The organism is Granulicella sp. S156, from assembly GCF_009766105.1.
Lineage (GTDB): Bacteria > Acidobacteriota > Terriglobia > Terriglobales > Acidobacteriaceae > Granulicella.
Map to the genome: position 1 here is coordinate 1 of NZ_LMUH01000017.1, position 15741 is coordinate 15741.

The 15741-nt window shown below is 58.0% G+C and carries 12 protein-coding genes; 5 read left to right on the plus strand and 7 right to left on the minus strand.

Annotation, left to right across the window (positions count from 1 at the left end):
- Window positions 1-215: 215 nt before the first annotated feature.
- The 4 genes from rimM to GSQ91_RS13530 all read right to left on the minus strand — a co-directional run bounded on the left by rimM (window position 216) and on the right by GSQ91_RS13530 (window position 4053).
- Window positions 216-851 carry a ribosome maturation factor RimM gene (rimM, locus tag GSQ91_RS13515; protein WP_158822290.1) on the minus strand — a complete coding sequence of 212 codons (636 nt, stop codon included), beginning with the start codon at window positions 849-851 and terminating at the stop codon, window positions 216-218.
- Window positions 852-982: 131 nt separating this feature from the next.
- Complete coding sequence (locus GSQ91_RS13520) at window positions 983-1291, minus strand: KH domain-containing protein (RefSeq protein WP_371417111.1); 309 nt, start codon at window positions 1289-1291, stop codon at window positions 983-985.
- 55 nt (window positions 1292-1346) lie between these two features.
- Window positions 1347-1664, minus strand: a complete 318-nt coding sequence (rpsP, locus tag GSQ91_RS13525; protein ID WP_158822291.1) for a 30S ribosomal protein S16 — start codon at window positions 1662-1664, stop codon at window positions 1347-1349.
- Window positions 1665-1884: 220 nt separating this feature from the next.
- The gene (locus GSQ91_RS13530; RefSeq protein ID WP_158822292.1) at window positions 1885-4053 is read right to left on the minus strand and encodes a TlpA disulfide reductase family protein; all 2169 of its coding nucleotides are present in this window, start codon (window positions 4051-4053) and stop codon (window positions 1885-1887) included.
- A 196-nt stretch (window positions 4054-4249) separates the two neighbouring features.
- Between GSQ91_RS13530 and GSQ91_RS13535 the strand changes: the two genes are divergently transcribed.
- The gene (locus GSQ91_RS13535) at window positions 4250-4909 is read left to right on the plus strand and encodes a hypothetical protein (protein WP_158822293.1); all 660 of its coding nucleotides are present in this window, start codon (window positions 4250-4252) and stop codon (window positions 4907-4909) included.
- 185 nt (window positions 4910-5094) lie between these two features.
- Here the strand turns inward: GSQ91_RS13535 and GSQ91_RS13540 are convergent, their stop codons facing one another.
- The 3 genes from GSQ91_RS13540 to GSQ91_RS13550 all read right to left on the minus strand — a co-directional run bounded on the left by GSQ91_RS13540 (window position 5095) and on the right by GSQ91_RS13550 (window position 12268).
- Window positions 5095-7092: an NHL repeat-containing protein gene (locus tag GSQ91_RS13540; protein ID WP_158822294.1), complete on the minus strand. Its 1998-nt coding sequence runs from the start codon at window positions 7090-7092 to the stop codon at window positions 5095-5097.
- Between the two features lie 243 nt (window positions 7093-7335).
- Window positions 7336-10713 (minus strand): TonB-dependent receptor domain-containing protein, encoded by a 3378-nt coding sequence (locus GSQ91_RS13545; RefSeq protein WP_158822295.1) that lies wholly within the window; start codon window positions 10711-10713, stop codon window positions 7336-7338.
- A 655-nt stretch (window positions 10714-11368) separates the two neighbouring features.
- Window positions 11369-12268, minus strand: coding sequence for an alpha/beta hydrolase (locus GSQ91_RS13550; protein WP_254064577.1), 900 nt, complete (start codon window positions 12266-12268; stop codon window positions 11369-11371).
- A 57-nt stretch (window positions 12269-12325) separates the two neighbouring features.
- Here GSQ91_RS13550 and GSQ91_RS13555 point away from each other — a divergent pair, with 57 nt between their 5' ends.
- The 4 genes from GSQ91_RS13555 to GSQ91_RS13570 all read left to right on the plus strand — a co-directional run bounded on the left by GSQ91_RS13555 (window position 12326) and on the right by GSQ91_RS13570 (window position 15642).
- A complete protein-coding gene (locus GSQ91_RS13555; RefSeq protein WP_158822296.1) occupies window positions 12326-13036 on the plus strand; it encodes an esterase family protein in 711 nt (236 codons plus the stop codon).
- A 65-nt stretch (window positions 13037-13101) separates the two neighbouring features.
- Window positions 13102-14133, plus strand: coding sequence for a hypothetical protein (locus tag GSQ91_RS13560; RefSeq protein ID WP_158822297.1), 1032 nt, complete (start codon window positions 13102-13104; stop codon window positions 14131-14133).
- Entirely contained in the window at window positions 14134-14517 is a 384-nt protein-coding gene (locus GSQ91_RS13565) for a hypothetical protein (protein ID WP_158822298.1), read from the plus strand.
- 21 nt (window positions 14518-14538) lie between these two features.
- On the plus strand, window positions 14539-15642 hold the full coding sequence (locus GSQ91_RS13570; protein ID WP_158822299.1) for a carboxylate-amine ligase: 1104 nt from the start codon (window positions 14539-14541) through the stop codon (window positions 15640-15642).
- Window positions 15643-15741: the final 99 nt, after the last annotated feature.

The following is a 15741-nucleotide window of genomic DNA, read 5'->3' on the forward strand; positions in this document are numbered from 1 at the left end:
GTTGGGAAAGCTTAGCTTCTCCCCCGAGACCAGCCGTCTCATCCCATCTGAAGGGGCGATCTATTGGTGGTACCCGTGATAGATCGCCCTTTCAGGGCTCCATCTCTCTATGGCCCTATAACCCAGGGTTTCACCCTGGGCTTTGATGAAGCCGTCCCTTCGGGACTAATTCCGCGTTCTAGACCGGCCCTTGAGTAAGTCCTATTCATTTCTCTCTATTCACTCTCTTCTAGTGATCCTTCCGGAAGATTCATCACGATACGTTTTGCGGCTACATCGACGGATTCCAGATGAGCGCGGACGAAGGGAATCAACACGGGGTCGGCGTCCTCGATTGTGTTGCCGGAGAGATCGACGCAGAGCAGGGGAGCGGCATCAGGCAGGCGCGTCTTGCCGTCGGGAGTCGTTGCAAACTGCACATCGACGATGGTGCCGACTGCGTGGTCGCCGTCGAAGAGCGTACAGCCGAGCAGGTCGGCGACGTAGAAGGTGTCGGCGTCCAGATCCGGCAGTTCTGCGGCGGGGACCATCACCTGCTGCCCCGCGAGAAGCTCGGCCTGCGAGATGCTGTCGCAACCGGCCAGCTTCAGCACGATGCGTCCAGCATTTTTGCCGACAGGAAGCCAGTGGCCTTCGATCGCTACGGGAACGGCATCGGGCGGCGGAGACTTCGCCTCCTTTTTCGCCAGAGTAACGAGGCGCCCCTCCCGGAACTGATCCGTGAGATCGGTCAGAAGGTCGGAGAGCAACTCGCCTTTGCGCCCTTGCGGGCGCAGAAGGGTGGCGATTGCGACCCAGTCAGATTTGGAGGGGTTCGGTTGTGAGGGGTTCTGCTGCGAGTGATCCGTCATAGGGCATTTTTACTGTTACTGCGATCCAGCAAATATTGTGCAGTGTGGTTTTCCTTGGGAGAAAACCACGCAAACGCCGTTCGCTCCGGCTTCCACCCACAGTAAAAATGCGTCCTTATAGAACCTGAGGATTACTCTTCATCGGAGTTCTCAGCGTCTTCCGCTTCAATGATATCGAGCGAAAAGCGATGCCGATGCTTCATGCTGGCGGCGCCAAGGATCGTGCGCAGACATCGTGCGGTGCGGCCTTGCTTCCCGATCACCTTGCCGATGTCGCTGGGGGCCACGCGGAGACGAAGCACCGTTGCGCCCTCAGCTTCGGACGCTTCGACCTGAACCGCTTCGGGTTCATCTACCAAAGAGCGCGCAATCTCCAACACCAGGGTTTGCATGTCGGAGACGGCGGTATGGTTCGAGTTGGGCTCTGATTTTTCGGTCACTCAGTCACCTCTGGGAAGTCGACGTGTGCGACAAAATAGTCCATCGAAAGGGGCCCTAAGCAGCGGTGACCGGCTCAACAACCTCGGCGACCGGAGCAGCAGCAGGAGTGAGAGGCTTGGTGGTGTCGGTGACGGACTCTGTGGCGGGCTTGTACTTGGCCACCAGCTTACCGACGGTCTCGGAGAACTGTGCTCCCTTGCCGGTCCAGTAAGCGATGCGGTCTGTCTTGAGAGAGACGCTTGCTGGATTGGTGCGGGGATTGTAGGTGCCGACCACCTCGACCGAACGGCCGTTGCGGGCGCGGTCCTTTTCAATAACGACGACGCGATAGTGGGGCTGCTTGCGGGCGCCAACGCGCGCCAAACGGATCATCAACACAGGGGTAAATCCTCTCAAAAAACTCGAATGTCGTTCAGGGTTAGCCGCTGAAGCCGTGGATTTCAATCGACACAGCCGGCGGACGTGTAAGTCCGAACATCTAAGTATCTCGGATTTCAGGCAATTCCGCAATGGAAAAGCGAAAGAGCAGGGATTAGGGAACAGGGATTAGGGGCTAGAAGTGCCAGAAACCGGTCGCATAAACCTCGCTTACTTATTTGTTGGCAGGCACAGGGCTCAGCCGGGTCAGCATATCTTTCGAAAAGTCATCATAGCTCTCTGGTCCATACCCGATCTGTCGCCACAGCGAGGTTCCGCTGCGATCCAGGACCCAGTTCTGCGGGATGCCGTTGTCATTCACCGCATCCTCGATCTGTGCGGCGCTCACGATCGGCAATACCGGAAACGTATAGCCTTTGTCCTTCAGATACGGTCCAACCACGCCTGGATTGCTGTCGTAATCGAAGGTCAGTATCTGGATATCGTCACGGCCTTTCACCTGCTCATAAAGCTTCTGGAGATTTGGCAGCTCCGCCTGGCACGGACCACACCACGTGGCCCACACGTCGATCAGCACCGACTTTCCATTCAACTCCTTCAGCCGCCATGTCTTTCCTGAAAGGTCGGTAAGTTCGAAGGCAGGAATGGATTTCTTCGGTTTCTCCCACCGGCCCTCGGCCAGGATGGTCTTATCTGCGGCCGGCAACCTGCTCCAGGTGTCCCAGGCTGTTTCTGTTCCGCCCTGCTGCTTCCAGAGCACATGGGCTTCATCGCCTAAATCATCACGAAGCTTCCCCTCGGAGAGCTTTGGCGTTTCCTGGCGCGTCTGAAGAGCCATTTGGTAATACGCAAGCGCGTCGATCCTGTTGCCCGTCAACAGCGCTACGCGTGCGTGGTTCGTCCAGTACCCCTCCAACAGCTTCTTATCGTCTGGTGGCGGCGCTTCCACGGCAGTGCGCAACTCCGCCGCGATCTCGGGCTTATTCGCCTGTATCGCAGCCTTCAGCATCAGCCCATTCAGGTCCTGCCTATGTTGCCTCTTCCAGTCAAGACTTCGCTTCACTTCCTCATCGCTAAGGTTGTCGCTTTTTCCCTCGCGCGCCCAATTGGTCTCATACGTTGACTTCGCCTGTTTCAGCAGGTCGATCGCCCGGTCCGGCTCCAAGCCTCGCTCTACCAGAAGCTGAGCCGCCAGCGGGTAAAACGCCCATTGCCAATAGGGTCCAGAGTAGATATCGATCGCGCGCAGGTAAGCATCCAGCGCCGCAATGGTGTCTTCTTTTGAAATCGTGTCATCGTCCCGAACCGCAAAGAACCAGGCATTGCGCTGCATATAGGTGTCGTCCGGATAATCGCGAATCCATCCCTGCAATGCCGCCTCATAGTCTTTCCGATGTTTATTCCATGCGGCGACATCCGTCTGGTCCTGGGGGTCTGGGTGGGCCTTATCCCACCGGTCACTGACAATGTCGTATGCCTGATTGGAGTGGGGATGTTCCGCGATCAGCTTGTCCTCCAGCGCCACGATCTTTTCCTTCGGCGCACCGCTCTGCTTGTAGCCCTTGATCAGCAGAGCCTGCCACTCCGCATCTCCCTTCGGATGGATCTTCTCCATCCTCGCCAGGTCCTGGGTAATCTGCTGCCTCTCCGCCTCGTACTCCTGTGGCTTGCGCGTCTGGAACTCAAGAGTCCACAGTGCGCTATAGCCCTTCAACTCCTTCGGAGCGGTCTCTTTTTCAAGCCTGGTCCGCGACGCCACGACTCTGGCCGCTGCCACCTTCGGCTGCAACAGAGCGTCTGCTTTTGAAAGCAGATATAGTGCGTATCCATCTGAGGATGTAGGGCAAATCGCAAAAAAGGCGTCGATATTCTCCTTCGCCTTGGCCGGGTCCGCCAGCTTTCCATCTGAGTAGATGCCGGCCAAGTGCCTCGCAGCCCATGGAAACTGCGGAGCCTGCGCCCTGGCCGACTGCAGCAGGCGAATACTTTCCGGTGTATCTACCCCATTGAGCGCCTCGCCTGCCAGCAGAAGCATCAGTGGATCGTTGGGATGATCTTTTCCCACCTGTATCCAGCTGTCGCGCAGCTTCGGGTACTCATCGGGAGAGAATTGACGGAGCAAGTCTCGCAATCTGGTGTAGGGCTCAAGCTCTCGGGGATATTGGGCTATCAGCGCTTCCAGCGTCTTGCGTTGCAGCGCCAAGCGATCGACAAAGGTCATCCCGTCCAGCAGTTTCGAATCGAGTTTCTGGTCGATCACGTTCTGAACGTCTGGATTGACTTCGCATCCTGGAAGACGCGATGAGGATTGGGCCTTGAGTACAGGCGATAAGCCAGACAGAAGAACCAATAGCGGCGGCAACAGCGAAAGCGAACGATGCATTGTCCACACTCTTCAGATGAAGTTCACAACCTGTGAGGGTGTGAGCAAGCGATTATAGTTCTCCGGGTGTATCGTTCGCCCTCAGAATGCGGGATTGACGCAGAGCGCGCCACGCACATCTGCGCTACCAACTTAGAATCACTGCAATACAGCGCGAGATGCGAAGATTCGCCAGGGAGATACCGTGGCTACAACGATGAAAGAAAGATTAGCCTGTACCGCAGCCATTGCTGCTTTGGCGATCGGTTGTGTCACGTTTTTTTACCTGGGCCTTGGCTTGGTGCCCGTGTACATCATTGGTGGTCCAGGGCTTCTCGCAGTCTTCTTTTGGTATCGAACCTATCTAAAGCGTCCGACTGAACCGGCGATCATTGTGCCGCTGTTTCTGATGACCGCCGCCGGATTCGAGATTCACCTGATGGAGGAGTACCTCGGGCATTATGGGCCCGCGATCAGCCGTCTTTTCAATATTGGATGGACAGATCGGGTGTTTGTCGTGATTTGTTTCCTGCTTGCAGCCGCATTGTGTCTTGTCTCTGTAGGTCTCTACTACCGCAAGCCGGTGGCTGGCTTTGTGGCGTCGTTATTCCTCTTCACCCGCGTGGCTGAGCTGGGTTTGTTTGTCTTTCCTCTGCTCCGTCCTGCGCTTCGGCCAGAGGCAGCTCATCCGATCTCGCAATCGGTTGCGTCGGGAACTTTTGTGGCCGACATGCCAAACCACTACTGGCGGATAACCGGGAGCTATTACTTTCCCGGCATGTACACCGTAGCTTTGGCCATATTGCCCGCGCTCTACGCGCTCTACCGCGTCTGGCAAGCGCGGCCCGCTGTTAGCATCGCAAGCGTTAGTCCGTAGACCTGGAGTGTGCCATCCAACTCGGCTAAAGCATCGAGCCAAGTTGGATGACACACCCTAGAGCAAATCTCCTGTTACTGGGTAGTTGAATCGGGCTTGCAGTACCGTTTTCTAAAAAAAACGGCCATAAGCGTCGTGGCTTCGCTATACACCCACAGAAGATTTGCTTTGGCCCAGCGAAGCAGCTACGGGCGTGTGCCAAGATTGCTGGTTCCGTCCGTCGTTGGAATAACGGGCAGACCGGCAGCGATTGGAGTAATCACGGGGGTAGCGATGCCGATCATCTCGGTAACGGAGTTACCACTTTGATTCGCCACCCAGACGTTGCCCGAACTGTCGACCGCGATCCCAATTGGGAAGTTCAAATTACCGCCGGTATAGCCGTTGGATCCGGAGAGGCATGCTCCGGTGCTGGAAAGCTCGGTCACGAAACTGCCTCCGTAATTACTCACCCAGGCGTTACCCGAGCCGTCGATCGCGGTCGAGAACGCAAAGGCCTCGTTCAGGCAGCCGGTGTAGCCATTGGTACCGGATAGGAGTACCCCGGCGCTGGAGAGTTCAGCCACGGAGTTAAGGTTATCTGCCACCCAGGCGTTGCCGGAGCTGTCGACCGCGATCCCCTGTGGTCCGTTGTTCAGGCCGCCGCCGGTATAGCCGTTGGTTCCGGAGAGGGCTGTCCCGCTGCTGGAGAGCTTGCTCACGGAGTTAGTCGAATTCGACACCCAGGCGTTGCCCGCACCGTCGATCGCGATCTCTTCGGGATCATTCAGGCCGCCGCCGGTATAGCCGTTGGCTCCGGAGAGGATTGCTCCAGTGCTGGAGAGTTCCGTCACGGAGTTCTCATCGCCAATCGTCACCCAGGCGTTGCCCGAGCCGTCGATGGCGATCCCAAAGGGCGAGACCATGCCACCGCCGGTATAGCCGTTGGTCCCGGAGAGGATTGCTCCAGCGCTGGAGAGTTCCGTCACGGAGTTAGCTCCGTGATTCGTCACCCAGGCGTTGCCCGAGGCATCGATCGCGACCCCAACGGGCCGGTTCAGGCCGCCGCCGGTATAGCCGTTGGTCCCGGAGAGGATTGTTCCGGCGCTGGAGAGCTTGATCACGGAGTTACCGAAATTCGTTGTCACCCAGACGTTGCCCGCACCGTCGACCGCGATCCCAAATGGTTCCGTCAGTCCGCCGCCGGTGTAGTTGATACCGAGGGAGAGGTCGTTGGGAGAGCTAAGGGTCCCCTGGAAGGGACTGGTTGTCGTTACCAGGCCGAGCAGAGCGGAGACATTGGCTCCCGGATGTTGCGCGATGTTGATGGCCGCCGTTGCCGTATCGGTGGGCGCGGTGCCGTAGGTCGTATTGGTGAAGAGTGTGCCGCATCCAGACGAGCCGACACCGGTGGAGTTGACGCAGGCCGCCAGGATGTCCGCCATAGTGTTGATCGTGGTCACGGGAACTACGGCGTTGCTGTTGAGCGGCAACGTTGCATTGGGCGCTCCACTAGCCTGATTCACGATATTCAACGCGGTATTGAACGCATTGGCAATACCGGTTCCGGAGAGCGCATGGCCCGTTACCGCGCTGGGCGCTCCGATGTGCAGTGGATCGGTGGCAAAGCCTGCCAGAGCATACGCGGTCACAGCCGTGCTGACTTCATTCATTGCCACGAACGTAACTCCCGGGAACGCGCTGCTGGCAGTCGCGCTGGCGCAATCGCCCACCACAGCCAGCAGAGTTGCCGCGAGATTTGGTGTGCCGGCAACGCCTACGCCGCCCAACTGCGGGTCTCCGCCAGTCGAGTACAGGTAGACCTGTGTATTCGGAGTGCAGGAAAAAGCCCCATTGATATCGAAGTTGCCCCCTGTATCCGTAGTGACGTAGAAGTTTCCGTTCCCATCCGCGGGGTTCCCTGTTGCGGAGGTCAGCAATGAGGTTGCCGCGTTGCCGGTCGCACCGGAAGTAGGAGCAATGCCCTGGCCTCCATAAGCAGCCGTGCTGGCGGCATACATATACACATGCGCGCCATTGAGCGGCTGCTGGCCCCCATGAACCGCGCCCTTAATGTGCACCGCGGTCTGCGTCGAGGAATTGGTCGCGTCCCCGAAGTTCGCCGAGCAGCCGCTTAGCCCAAGAGCAAAAGCCACGCTCAGTACGCTGGCCACAGACGAGAAAGATAGACGATGGTCTCTCATTGGTCTCCCACACCGGAATGGTGGTTTTTATGCTGAAACGTACCGGGATTAAAGCTTCAACCCCAGATAGCTTAACAGTCGATGGACCGTTCTTTGAACATCGAGGGGTAAAGTTACCTCGGAAAGTTTGGCCCGTGTGTAACAAACGATGACGCCCCACTCCTGCGCAAAAGAACGGGCAGGAGTAGGGCGCCATAGGGGTTACCGATTGCAACAATCCAACAACAGCAGCCGCGAAGATTCTTAGAAGAGAATCTTCAGGGCAAGCTGGGTGTTGTACGGTTCGCCGGAGCCGATGCCGGGTGAGCCGGTGTAGACGCCGATGGTGGAGGTGCTCTGGCCGAAGCTGCCCGAGGCGAGGTTGTTGACCGGCGGTGCCAGATTGACGTGGTTGAGGACGTTGAACATCTCTACGCGAAACTGCGCGCGGATGCGGTCCTTGTAGAGGGGGATATTTTTGAGCAGCGACAGATCCACGTCTTCGAAGCCGGGTCCGGAGACCTGATTGCGGGCCAGATTGCCGTAGGTGCCAGCTGCCGGCAACGTGAAGCTGTTCGGGTTGAGGTACTGCGCATCAGAGTACTGCTGCACCGAGCGGTCCTTGTTGAGCGCAGGGCCCGTGATACTGGCACGGTCCTCGTTCTCGCCGGTACCGCTGTTGTCCTGGCCGGAGAGGATGTTGACCGGCTCGCCGTCCTGGAGTTTGAGGATGCCGTTGACCTCCCAGCCGTGAGTCAAAGCCGCTGGGCCGTGCGCGAAGCCAGGAATGGAGTAGTTGAGATAGGCGGTGAAGTGGTTGCGGATGTCATAGTTCGAGTTGCCCCAGTCGCCAGCCAGATTGGCCGAGTTCTGCGGGATGACGTTGAAGACGGTGGAGTCATCCAGATTGTGGCTCCAGGCATAGGAGAACTGGCTGGTAAGCCCATGCCACGCGCTGCTGCGCAGCGTGACCTGCAGCGAGTTGTAGCTGGCCGAGGCGGCGGAGTTGATCTGGTTGATGATGCCGAAGTTGGGGAACTTGTTGAAGTAGGGACGTGAAGCCTGCTGCGCTGTGAATATGTTGCCGGTCGCGGTGGTCACTGTCGCAGTGCTCTGGTCGAGTTGTTGTCCCGGAACTACAGCCGACTGGTTGATGTCCTGCAGAACGAGATTGTGGCGGCTGGCCGATCCAACGTAGCCGATATTCAACTGCCACGCCTTGCCCAGACTCTGCTCGACGTTCAGGCCGAAGAGTTCGAGATAGGGTGTTTTGAAGTTGCGGTTGACCGAGTAGATGGAGACCACGTTGCTGCCCGTGGGCTGCCCCTGGCTGGCCGTGAAGATAGGAGTTGTCTGGTTGTAGCTCCAGATGGGCGTCGGAGTACTGGTCGAGTTGATAACGATGGATTCGTTGGGCAGGGTGCCTGCCGGGTTGTTGTTGACGCCGCCGGCGCCGCCGTTGGGGATGCCGATATTGCCAAAGAAGGCCTGGCCGGCCGGCTGGTCGAAGTAGATGCCGAAGTTGGCGCGGATGACGGTGCCGGTGCGCGCCTGGTAGGAAGCTCCGATGCGCGGCGAGAAGTTGAGCTTGTTGCTGTTGTAGAAGTACTGCGGTGTACCTGAGCCCGAACCGGCTACCACCAGGCCCTGGTTGGGGTCGAAGAAGGATAGATTGGGGTCGTTGGTGTAGAAGGGCTGCTGGTAGTCATAGCGCAGGCCGAGGTTGACGTTCAGCTTCGACGTGGCCTGCCAGGAATCTTCCGCGAACGAGGTTCCAGTGTGGGTGTAGATGAAGCGTTCCTGGTTGCCGAGGGTGATGGTGGATTGGAAAGAGTAGCCGGCAAGGTAGTCGGCGAGGTTCTGGAGGTTGGTGTCGAGGTTTGCATCGTAGTACGGATTGGGAGTGCTGGTAGTAGGCGCAGTCGAAGCGATTGCCCAGGGCCCGAGTATGCCGCCGGTGCCGAAGTTGAAGGCGCCACGACCGGCAAAGTTGTAGTAAAGGTCGATGAAGGCGCGGCGATACTCAAGACCGAAGCGTATCTGGTGCTTGCCGACCACCCAGGAGATCGTATCGGCGATATGGCCGGTGATGTCATTGCGGCCTGAGGTTGGCGTGATGCCGATAGAGTCGAAGCCGTTGATGGCGATCTGCGGAGCGCCGGAGAGTGAAGCGCCGGTGTTGAGGCCGGCCAGCGTCAGGGGATTCTGGGTGTGCACCGCATCGGCAAAGCCCTGTGTGAAATAGCTGACGCCGGCAGCCAACTGGTTGCTCAGGTTGGGGCGGAGGCTGTAATTCCAGACCACATCGTAGTTCTGGATGTGCGAGGGAACGGTTTGGAAGTACTCCGGCAGATAAGAGCAGACAAAGATGCAGTCAGGAGCATCGGCGTAACCCTGGCCGAAGTACCAGCGTGCCGACAGATGGCTCTTCTCGCTGAAGTTGTGGTCGAGCTTGGCGACGATGTTGTGGCTGTAACCGCTTTGCGGTGCGCTGCTGGAGTAGTTGTTTGGCGTGCCGGGAAGACCGGCAATGACGCTCGGATCCCACATCGTGTTGAGGACCGCCTGCGAGACTTGGCTGGGCGCGACCGCAGCATAGGTGCCGTAGGGCTTGCCGGTGTCCGGGTTGGTGCCGTTGGCCAGAAGCGCGAGTGCCTCGTTTACATAGGCTGGTGAGGGTTCAGTGACTTTATTGGAGGCTCCAATGACGAACTTCTGCTCCTCGTAGGTAAGGAAGAAGAAGGTGTGGTCATGCCAGATGGGACCGCCGAGCGAACCGCCCCAGTTCTGGTTGCGTAGTGGGTTTGACGGCGAGCCGGGAGTCACAAAGGGTGAGGCTACGGCCAGTGCCTCATTACGGTTGAAGTAGAAGGCGGAGCCGTGGAATTGGTTGGTGCCGGACTTGGTGGTGACGTTCAGGTTGCCGCCTGGGCTTCGGCCGGCTTCGGCGTTGCCAGTGGTCTGTAGCGAATATTCCTCGAGCGCTTCGACGGGATAGATGACGCCGGCGATGCCGCTGATGCCGCCCTGGTTAACGGCGTCTGCGTTCAGGTAGAGATCGTTGTTATCCGTACCGTCGATGGTGTAGTTGATCTGGTTGTTGCGCGCACCGTTGACGGAACCGGTGTTGTTATAACCGGCAAAGGACGCGGAGGTGCCGAGAAGCTGCGTGAAGTCGCGGCCGTTCAACGGCACATCCTGCAGCGCCTTCGACGATAGGGTCGTGGTCTGCGTGACGGTGGTTGTGTCGAGTGAAAGAGAATCGGCGGAGACTTCGATCGTGGTTGACTGATTTGCGACAGCCAGTTTCACTGGAAGCGTATAGATCTTGCCGGCCAGCACCTGTACGTTTGCGATCTGGGTGAGCTGGAAACCGGAGACTACGACCTTGATGGTGTAGTTGCTGAGCGGGAGATCGCTGAATGAAAATTCGCCCGCGGCTGTGGAAACGGTATCGCGAACAGCCCCCGTGGCCACGTCAAGGGCGGTTACCTTTGCGCCAGAGACAATCGCGCCCGTGGGATCCGTGACGGTGCCGTTGATGCTGCCGCGAAAGGTTTGGGCCAGCGATGGCAAGGAATGAAGTAGCAACAGCGAAAACATGACGAAGACTATTCGCCGCCAGAATACGTTTTTTTGCATAAATACCCCCTATTGAAAAGTGAAGCAGATGGTGTGAGCTGTAGCGGGAACCGGCCGTAGCCGGAACAACCGCGGTTGAGTGTGTATATACAGAAGCGATCCGGAGGTCATCCTGGAGGCGCTTTTGGGAGACGCTTTTTGCGGGTACCGCTTTGTTGAAAGTTGCAACTACAACCGAAAGGCTTCTTCCCAGGGGAACGGCGGCTGGAATACCGCTGTCATGTCAACACTTGAAAGGAAACCGCGAAGAAACCAGGTTCGTTCAGAATTTCGGGATTTGAAGATGGCCGCCGGAGGGCTGACGGCAAAGGCATAGGCGTGCAGCAGCTAACGTTAACAGAAGTAACAACAGCGCGAAATTGTGGCCTTATTTAACACAAATTTGAATCGATAGTAACACGCAAAATGCGCTTGTCCGCAACAAGAACGCACTTTGTGATTGACGAAAGATTTTTGGACAGCGCGGAGTACATGTGAGTGCCCCATGATTTAGGTGGTGGGACACGCATCTGCGAAATACAGGGGTTTCTAGACGCAAAGCGCGCCACAAACATTTGCATCACGCTCTGCATCAAGGGGTTTCTCTGCTCCCGTTGGTCGGTCGAAATGACAGGCTTGTGGGCGAGGCGGAGCGGGTAGACCTAATCCCTGCTCCCTAATCCCTGCTCTTCGGGAACAGGAACCGGAGCACCTGGTCGAAGCGTGTGGCCCAGGACTCTTCGTCGTGCTGACCGCCGGGGACGCGCAGGTAGCTGAGATCGATACCATCGCGCCAGCCGCGCTGGAGCAGCCGTCGGTGCAGGAGATCGGTGTCGCGCAGGTGCCGCAGCCCTTCGGCCATGCCCATATCGAGCCAGATGCGCAGGTCCGGTTTGGGTTTGGCTTCACCTACCAGTGCCAGGATGCTCCGCTTGTTCCACCAGACGCTCGGGGAGAGTACGGCGATCTTCCCAAAGACCTGTGGATATTTGAGGCCGAGTGCCAGGGAGATGAGGCCTCCCAGCGAGGAGCCGCCAAGTGCCGTATGGGCGGGGTCGGGAAGGGTGCGGAAGCGGCGATCGATCAGGGGCTTCAGCTCTTCGACCAGGAGTCGGCCATAGAGATAGCCTTCGCCGCCACCGAGCCGCGCGTCTCGCGTTGGGGTGTACTCGGCCATGCGCCGCGCGCCGGTGTTGGCGATGCCTACAAGGATGACGGGTTCGATCAGTTCCTCGCGGGTGAGCCAGTCGGCGGTGGTATGGGCGCGCCAGGTGCGGTTAGCGGCGAAGGAGGTGCGGCCATCGAAGAGGTTCTGGCCATCGTGCAAATAAAAGACGGGAAAGCGCTTCCGGGGCTCGGTGCGGTAGGCTTCGGGGAGGTAAATTGAGATATCTCTGTTATCAGGCAGCAGTTGCGAGTGAAAGCCGCGGAGCACGCGATACCGTGGATTGCTGTCGAGGTCGTAGGGTGGGGTATCGGCGTCCGGCTCAGTCGAGGCGCCGTCAAAACGCAAGCCGAAGTCGTCAGCGGCAAGAGGCATGAAGTCGGGGGGAACAGTGATGAGTGAATCGTTCAAATCTAAAACACAACCCTGGTGTAGAAGTAAGGCCTCAGAGTATCAGAGGGCCAGGGCATGAAACGGGAATATCACAAGAGGTACTCGAGCGAACTCGGCCGCGAGATGGAGATGCTCGTGTTCGGGCACGACGGTCTGCCGGCGATTGTGTTTCCCACCTCGTGCGGGCGTTTTTATGAGTTTGAAGACCGCGCGATGGTCTCGGCTGTGCACGAAAAGATCGAAACGGGCCGTCTGCAACTCTTCTGCGTAGACTCGGTCGACGGCGAGAGCTGGTACAACCGCAATGTTCCGCCACGGTGGAGGATTGCGCGGCAGGTGCAGTATGAGAATTACATCCTGCGCGAGGTGTTGCCGTTTGTGCGCCAGCAGAACCGCCAGCCGCACCTGGTGTCGCTGGGCTGTAGCCTGGGCGGCTACCATGCGGCCAATATCGCGTTCCGGCATCCGAATCTTTTTACGGGCATGCTTTCGATGAGCGGTGCGTTCGACATGAAGAGCTTTCTGCGCGGTTACTACGACGAAGACTGCTACTTCAATCTGCCGCTGGATTACCTGCCCAACCTGCACGATGCGGGCATTCTGGATCGCATGCGGCGTAACACTTATGTTCTTGCCACGGGCGTTCACGACCATTGCTGGAACGATAACGAACGGCTCGCCACAGAGCTGCGGGCGAAGAATATTCCCGTGCGGCTGGATGTATGGGGCGACAATGCCGAGCACGACTGGCCCTGGTGGCAGCGCATGGTGCAGGTTTATTTATAAAGAGAACAAGCACGTTATTTCTGGATGGGAAATGAAATCGAGCGGTTCAACCTGGAGATAGGAACATGGCAGTGAAGAAGATTGGCGTGTTGTTTGGGATGGAGAACACCTTTCCCGGAGCTCTGGTCGAGCGCATCAACTCGTTGGATATCGAGGGGATTCGCGCTGAATTTGTCGAGGTCGGTGGCGTGGAGATGGCCAAGCCGAGTCCCTATGCGGTGATCATCGACCGCATCTCGCACGATATCCCCTTTTATCGCGCGTACCTGAAGAACGCTGCGCTGACGGGAACGCAGGTCATCAATAATCCGTTCTGGTGGTCGGCTGATGACAAGTTCTTCAACTACGCGCTGGCGGAAAAGCTCGGCGTGGCCGTGCCGCGTACCGTGCTACTGCCGCACAAGCACTATCCGCCGGACACCAATCAGCGCTCCATGCGCAACCTGCAGTATCCGCTCGACTGGGATGCGGTCTTTGAGTATGTGAAGTTCCCGGCGTTCCTCAAGCCGCACGACGGCGGCGGCTGGCGCGATGTCTACCACGTGCACAACCGCGATGAGTTCTTCCACGCCTATGACCAGACGGGCGAACTTTGCATGACGCTGCAGGCAGCCGTGAAGTTCAACGAGTACTTCCGCTGCTACGTCGTTGGGCAGGAGGAGGTGCGCATTATGCCGTACGATCCTCGGAGGGAGCACGCGCATCGTTACGTGCTCGACCCGCCGGAGTATCCGAAGGCGCTGCTGGCGCGCGTGAAAAAAGATGCGCTGACGCTCTGCCGTGCGCTGGGCTATGACCTGAACACGGTGGAGTTTGCGGTCGAGGATGGTGTTCCGTATGCGATCGACTTCATGAACCCGGCGCCCGATGCGGATCGGCACTCAGTTGGCGAAGAGAGCTTTGAGTGGATCGTGGACCGCGTCGCCAAGCTCGCGATCAAGAAGGCGAAGCTTGCCGGTGAGCCGCTGCAGGAGATGCGCTGGTCGAGCTTCCTGGGGGCTGAGCCGGCGAAGAAGGTTGCGCCGAAGAAGAGTGCTGCGAAGAAAGCTCCAGCGAAGAAGAGTGCTACGAAAAAGGCTGTAACGAAAGGGACGTAAATGACAGTACGTATGAAGTGGATGCCGGGACTATGGATTGCTTGCCTGCTTGTGACGAGTGCTTCCTGCTTTGGTCAGGCAAGCCCAACCACCAGCACGCAGCAGCGGGCTGAGAATCTGAGTGGAGTCGTTTACTCCGCGGATGCCGACGGAACGAAGCATGTGATGAGTGATGTTATCGTCGCGGAGTGCCTGTCCGGTTTCAGGAACTGCGTGATGGAGACTAAGACGGATGCAGAGGGACAATTTTCGGTCTCTTCGAAACAGAACACGAGAGTTCATTACCTGCAGTTTTTGTCGCCGGGCTGGAGTGAGTCCCAGGTGACAGTGAGACTGACCAAGGATGCCGGCAGGCTCAGTGTCACGCTTGTAGCTCGTTATTAGGTTCACCTAGAGGCATGAATCATGCGACCGACCTTTACGCTTGGAATCGAAGAGGAGTACCAAACGATTGATCCGGTGACGCGCGATCTCCGCTCGCATATTGCGACGGAGATGCTGGCCAAGGGCAAGCTGCGGCTGGAAGAGCGTGTGAAGGCTGAGATGCATCAGTCCGTCATCGAAGTCGGCACACGCATCTGCCACAACATCGGCGAGGCGCGTGAGGATATCTACGACCTGCGCCGGAACATGATCCGTCTTGCCGAGGAGCATGGACTGGTGCTGGTCGCGGGTGCGACGCATCCCTTCGCCGACTGGCGTTCGCAGGAGATCTATCCCGACCCGCGTTATGCGAAGGTGGTGGAGGATTTGCAGCTTGTCGCGCGGTCGAACCTCATCTTCGGCCTGCATGTGCATGTGGGGATCGAAGACCGCGAGGCGGCGATTCGCATCATGAACTCGCTGCGTTATTTTTTGCCGCATATCCTTGCGCTCTCGACGAACTCTCCGTTCTGGCTGGGGATGGAGACTGGCTACAAGAGCTATCGTGCGAAGGTCTTCGAGAACTTTCCGCGTACCAACCTGCCGGACACGTTCAATAGCTACTCGGAGTTTGAGAGTTATGTGAACCTGCTGATCAAGACCAACTCTATCGACAATGCGAAGAAGATCTGGTGGGATGTGCGCCCGCATCCGTTCTTCAACACGGTCGAAGTGCGGGTGTGCGATATCCCTCTGCGCGCGGAAGAGACGGTCGCGATTGCGGCGCTGATTCAGGCGACGGCGGCGAAGCTGTGGCAGCTTCATGAGCGCAATCTGGACTTCCGCCAGTACTCGCGCGCTCTGCTGATGGAGAACAAGTTTCGTGCCGTGCGCTATGGCCTGGAGGGCAAGCTCATCGACTTCGGCAAAGAGCAGGAGGTGCCGGAGAAGGAGCTAATTCTCGAGTACCTTGCGTTCATTGACGATGTGCTGGATGAGCTGCAGTGCAGGGATGCGATTGGGTACATTCACACGATGCTGAAGCAGGGTTCGGGGGCGGATAGGCAGCTCCGCGTCTTTCGGGAGACCGGGGATTTGAAGGCGGTGGTTGACTACATGGCTGCTGAGACGAAGGTTGGACTCTAGGGAAGCAGGGGTGGGACATCATTGAGCCAACTTGGAGAAATACAAGGGATAGATCTGGTGCAGCTTCAGGCGAAGAGCCTTTAACGCAGAGGTCGCTGA

Bases quoted from the DNA above. Each gene is read 5' to 3' on its own strand.
- rimM (WP_158822290.1), bottom strand. From the start codon at position 851: ATGACGGATCACTCGCAGCAGAACCCCTCACAACCGAACCCCTCCAAA.
- rpsP (WP_158822291.1), bottom strand. From the start codon at position 1,664: ATGATCCGTTTGGCGCGCGTTGGCGCCCGCAAGCAGCCCCACTATCGC.
- GSQ91_RS13530 (WP_158822292.1), bottom strand. From the start codon at position 4,053: ATGCATCGTTCGCTTTCGCTGTTGCCGCCGCTATTGGTTCTTCTGTCT.
- GSQ91_RS13535 (WP_158822293.1), top strand. From the start codon at position 4,250: ATGAAAGAAAGATTAGCCTGTACCGCAGCCATTGCTGCTTTGGCGATC.
- GSQ91_RS13540 (WP_158822294.1), bottom strand. From the start codon at position 7,092: ATGAGAGACCATCGTCTATCTTTCTCGTCTGTGGCCAGCGTACTGAGC.
- GSQ91_RS13545 (WP_158822295.1), bottom strand. From the start codon at position 10,713: ATGCAAAAAAACGTATTCTGGCGGCGAATAGTCTTCGTCATGTTTTCG.
- GSQ91_RS13555 (WP_158822296.1), top strand. From the start codon at position 12,326: ATGAAACGGGAATATCACAAGAGGTACTCGAGCGAACTCGGCCGCGAG.
- GSQ91_RS13560 (WP_158822297.1), top strand. From the start codon at position 13,102: ATGGCAGTGAAGAAGATTGGCGTGTTGTTTGGGATGGAGAACACCTTT.
- GSQ91_RS13565 (WP_158822298.1), top strand. From the start codon at position 14,134: ATGACAGTACGTATGAAGTGGATGCCGGGACTATGGATTGCTTGCCTG.
- GSQ91_RS13570 (WP_158822299.1), top strand. From the start codon at position 14,539: ATGCGACCGACCTTTACGCTTGGAATCGAAGAGGAGTACCAAACGATT.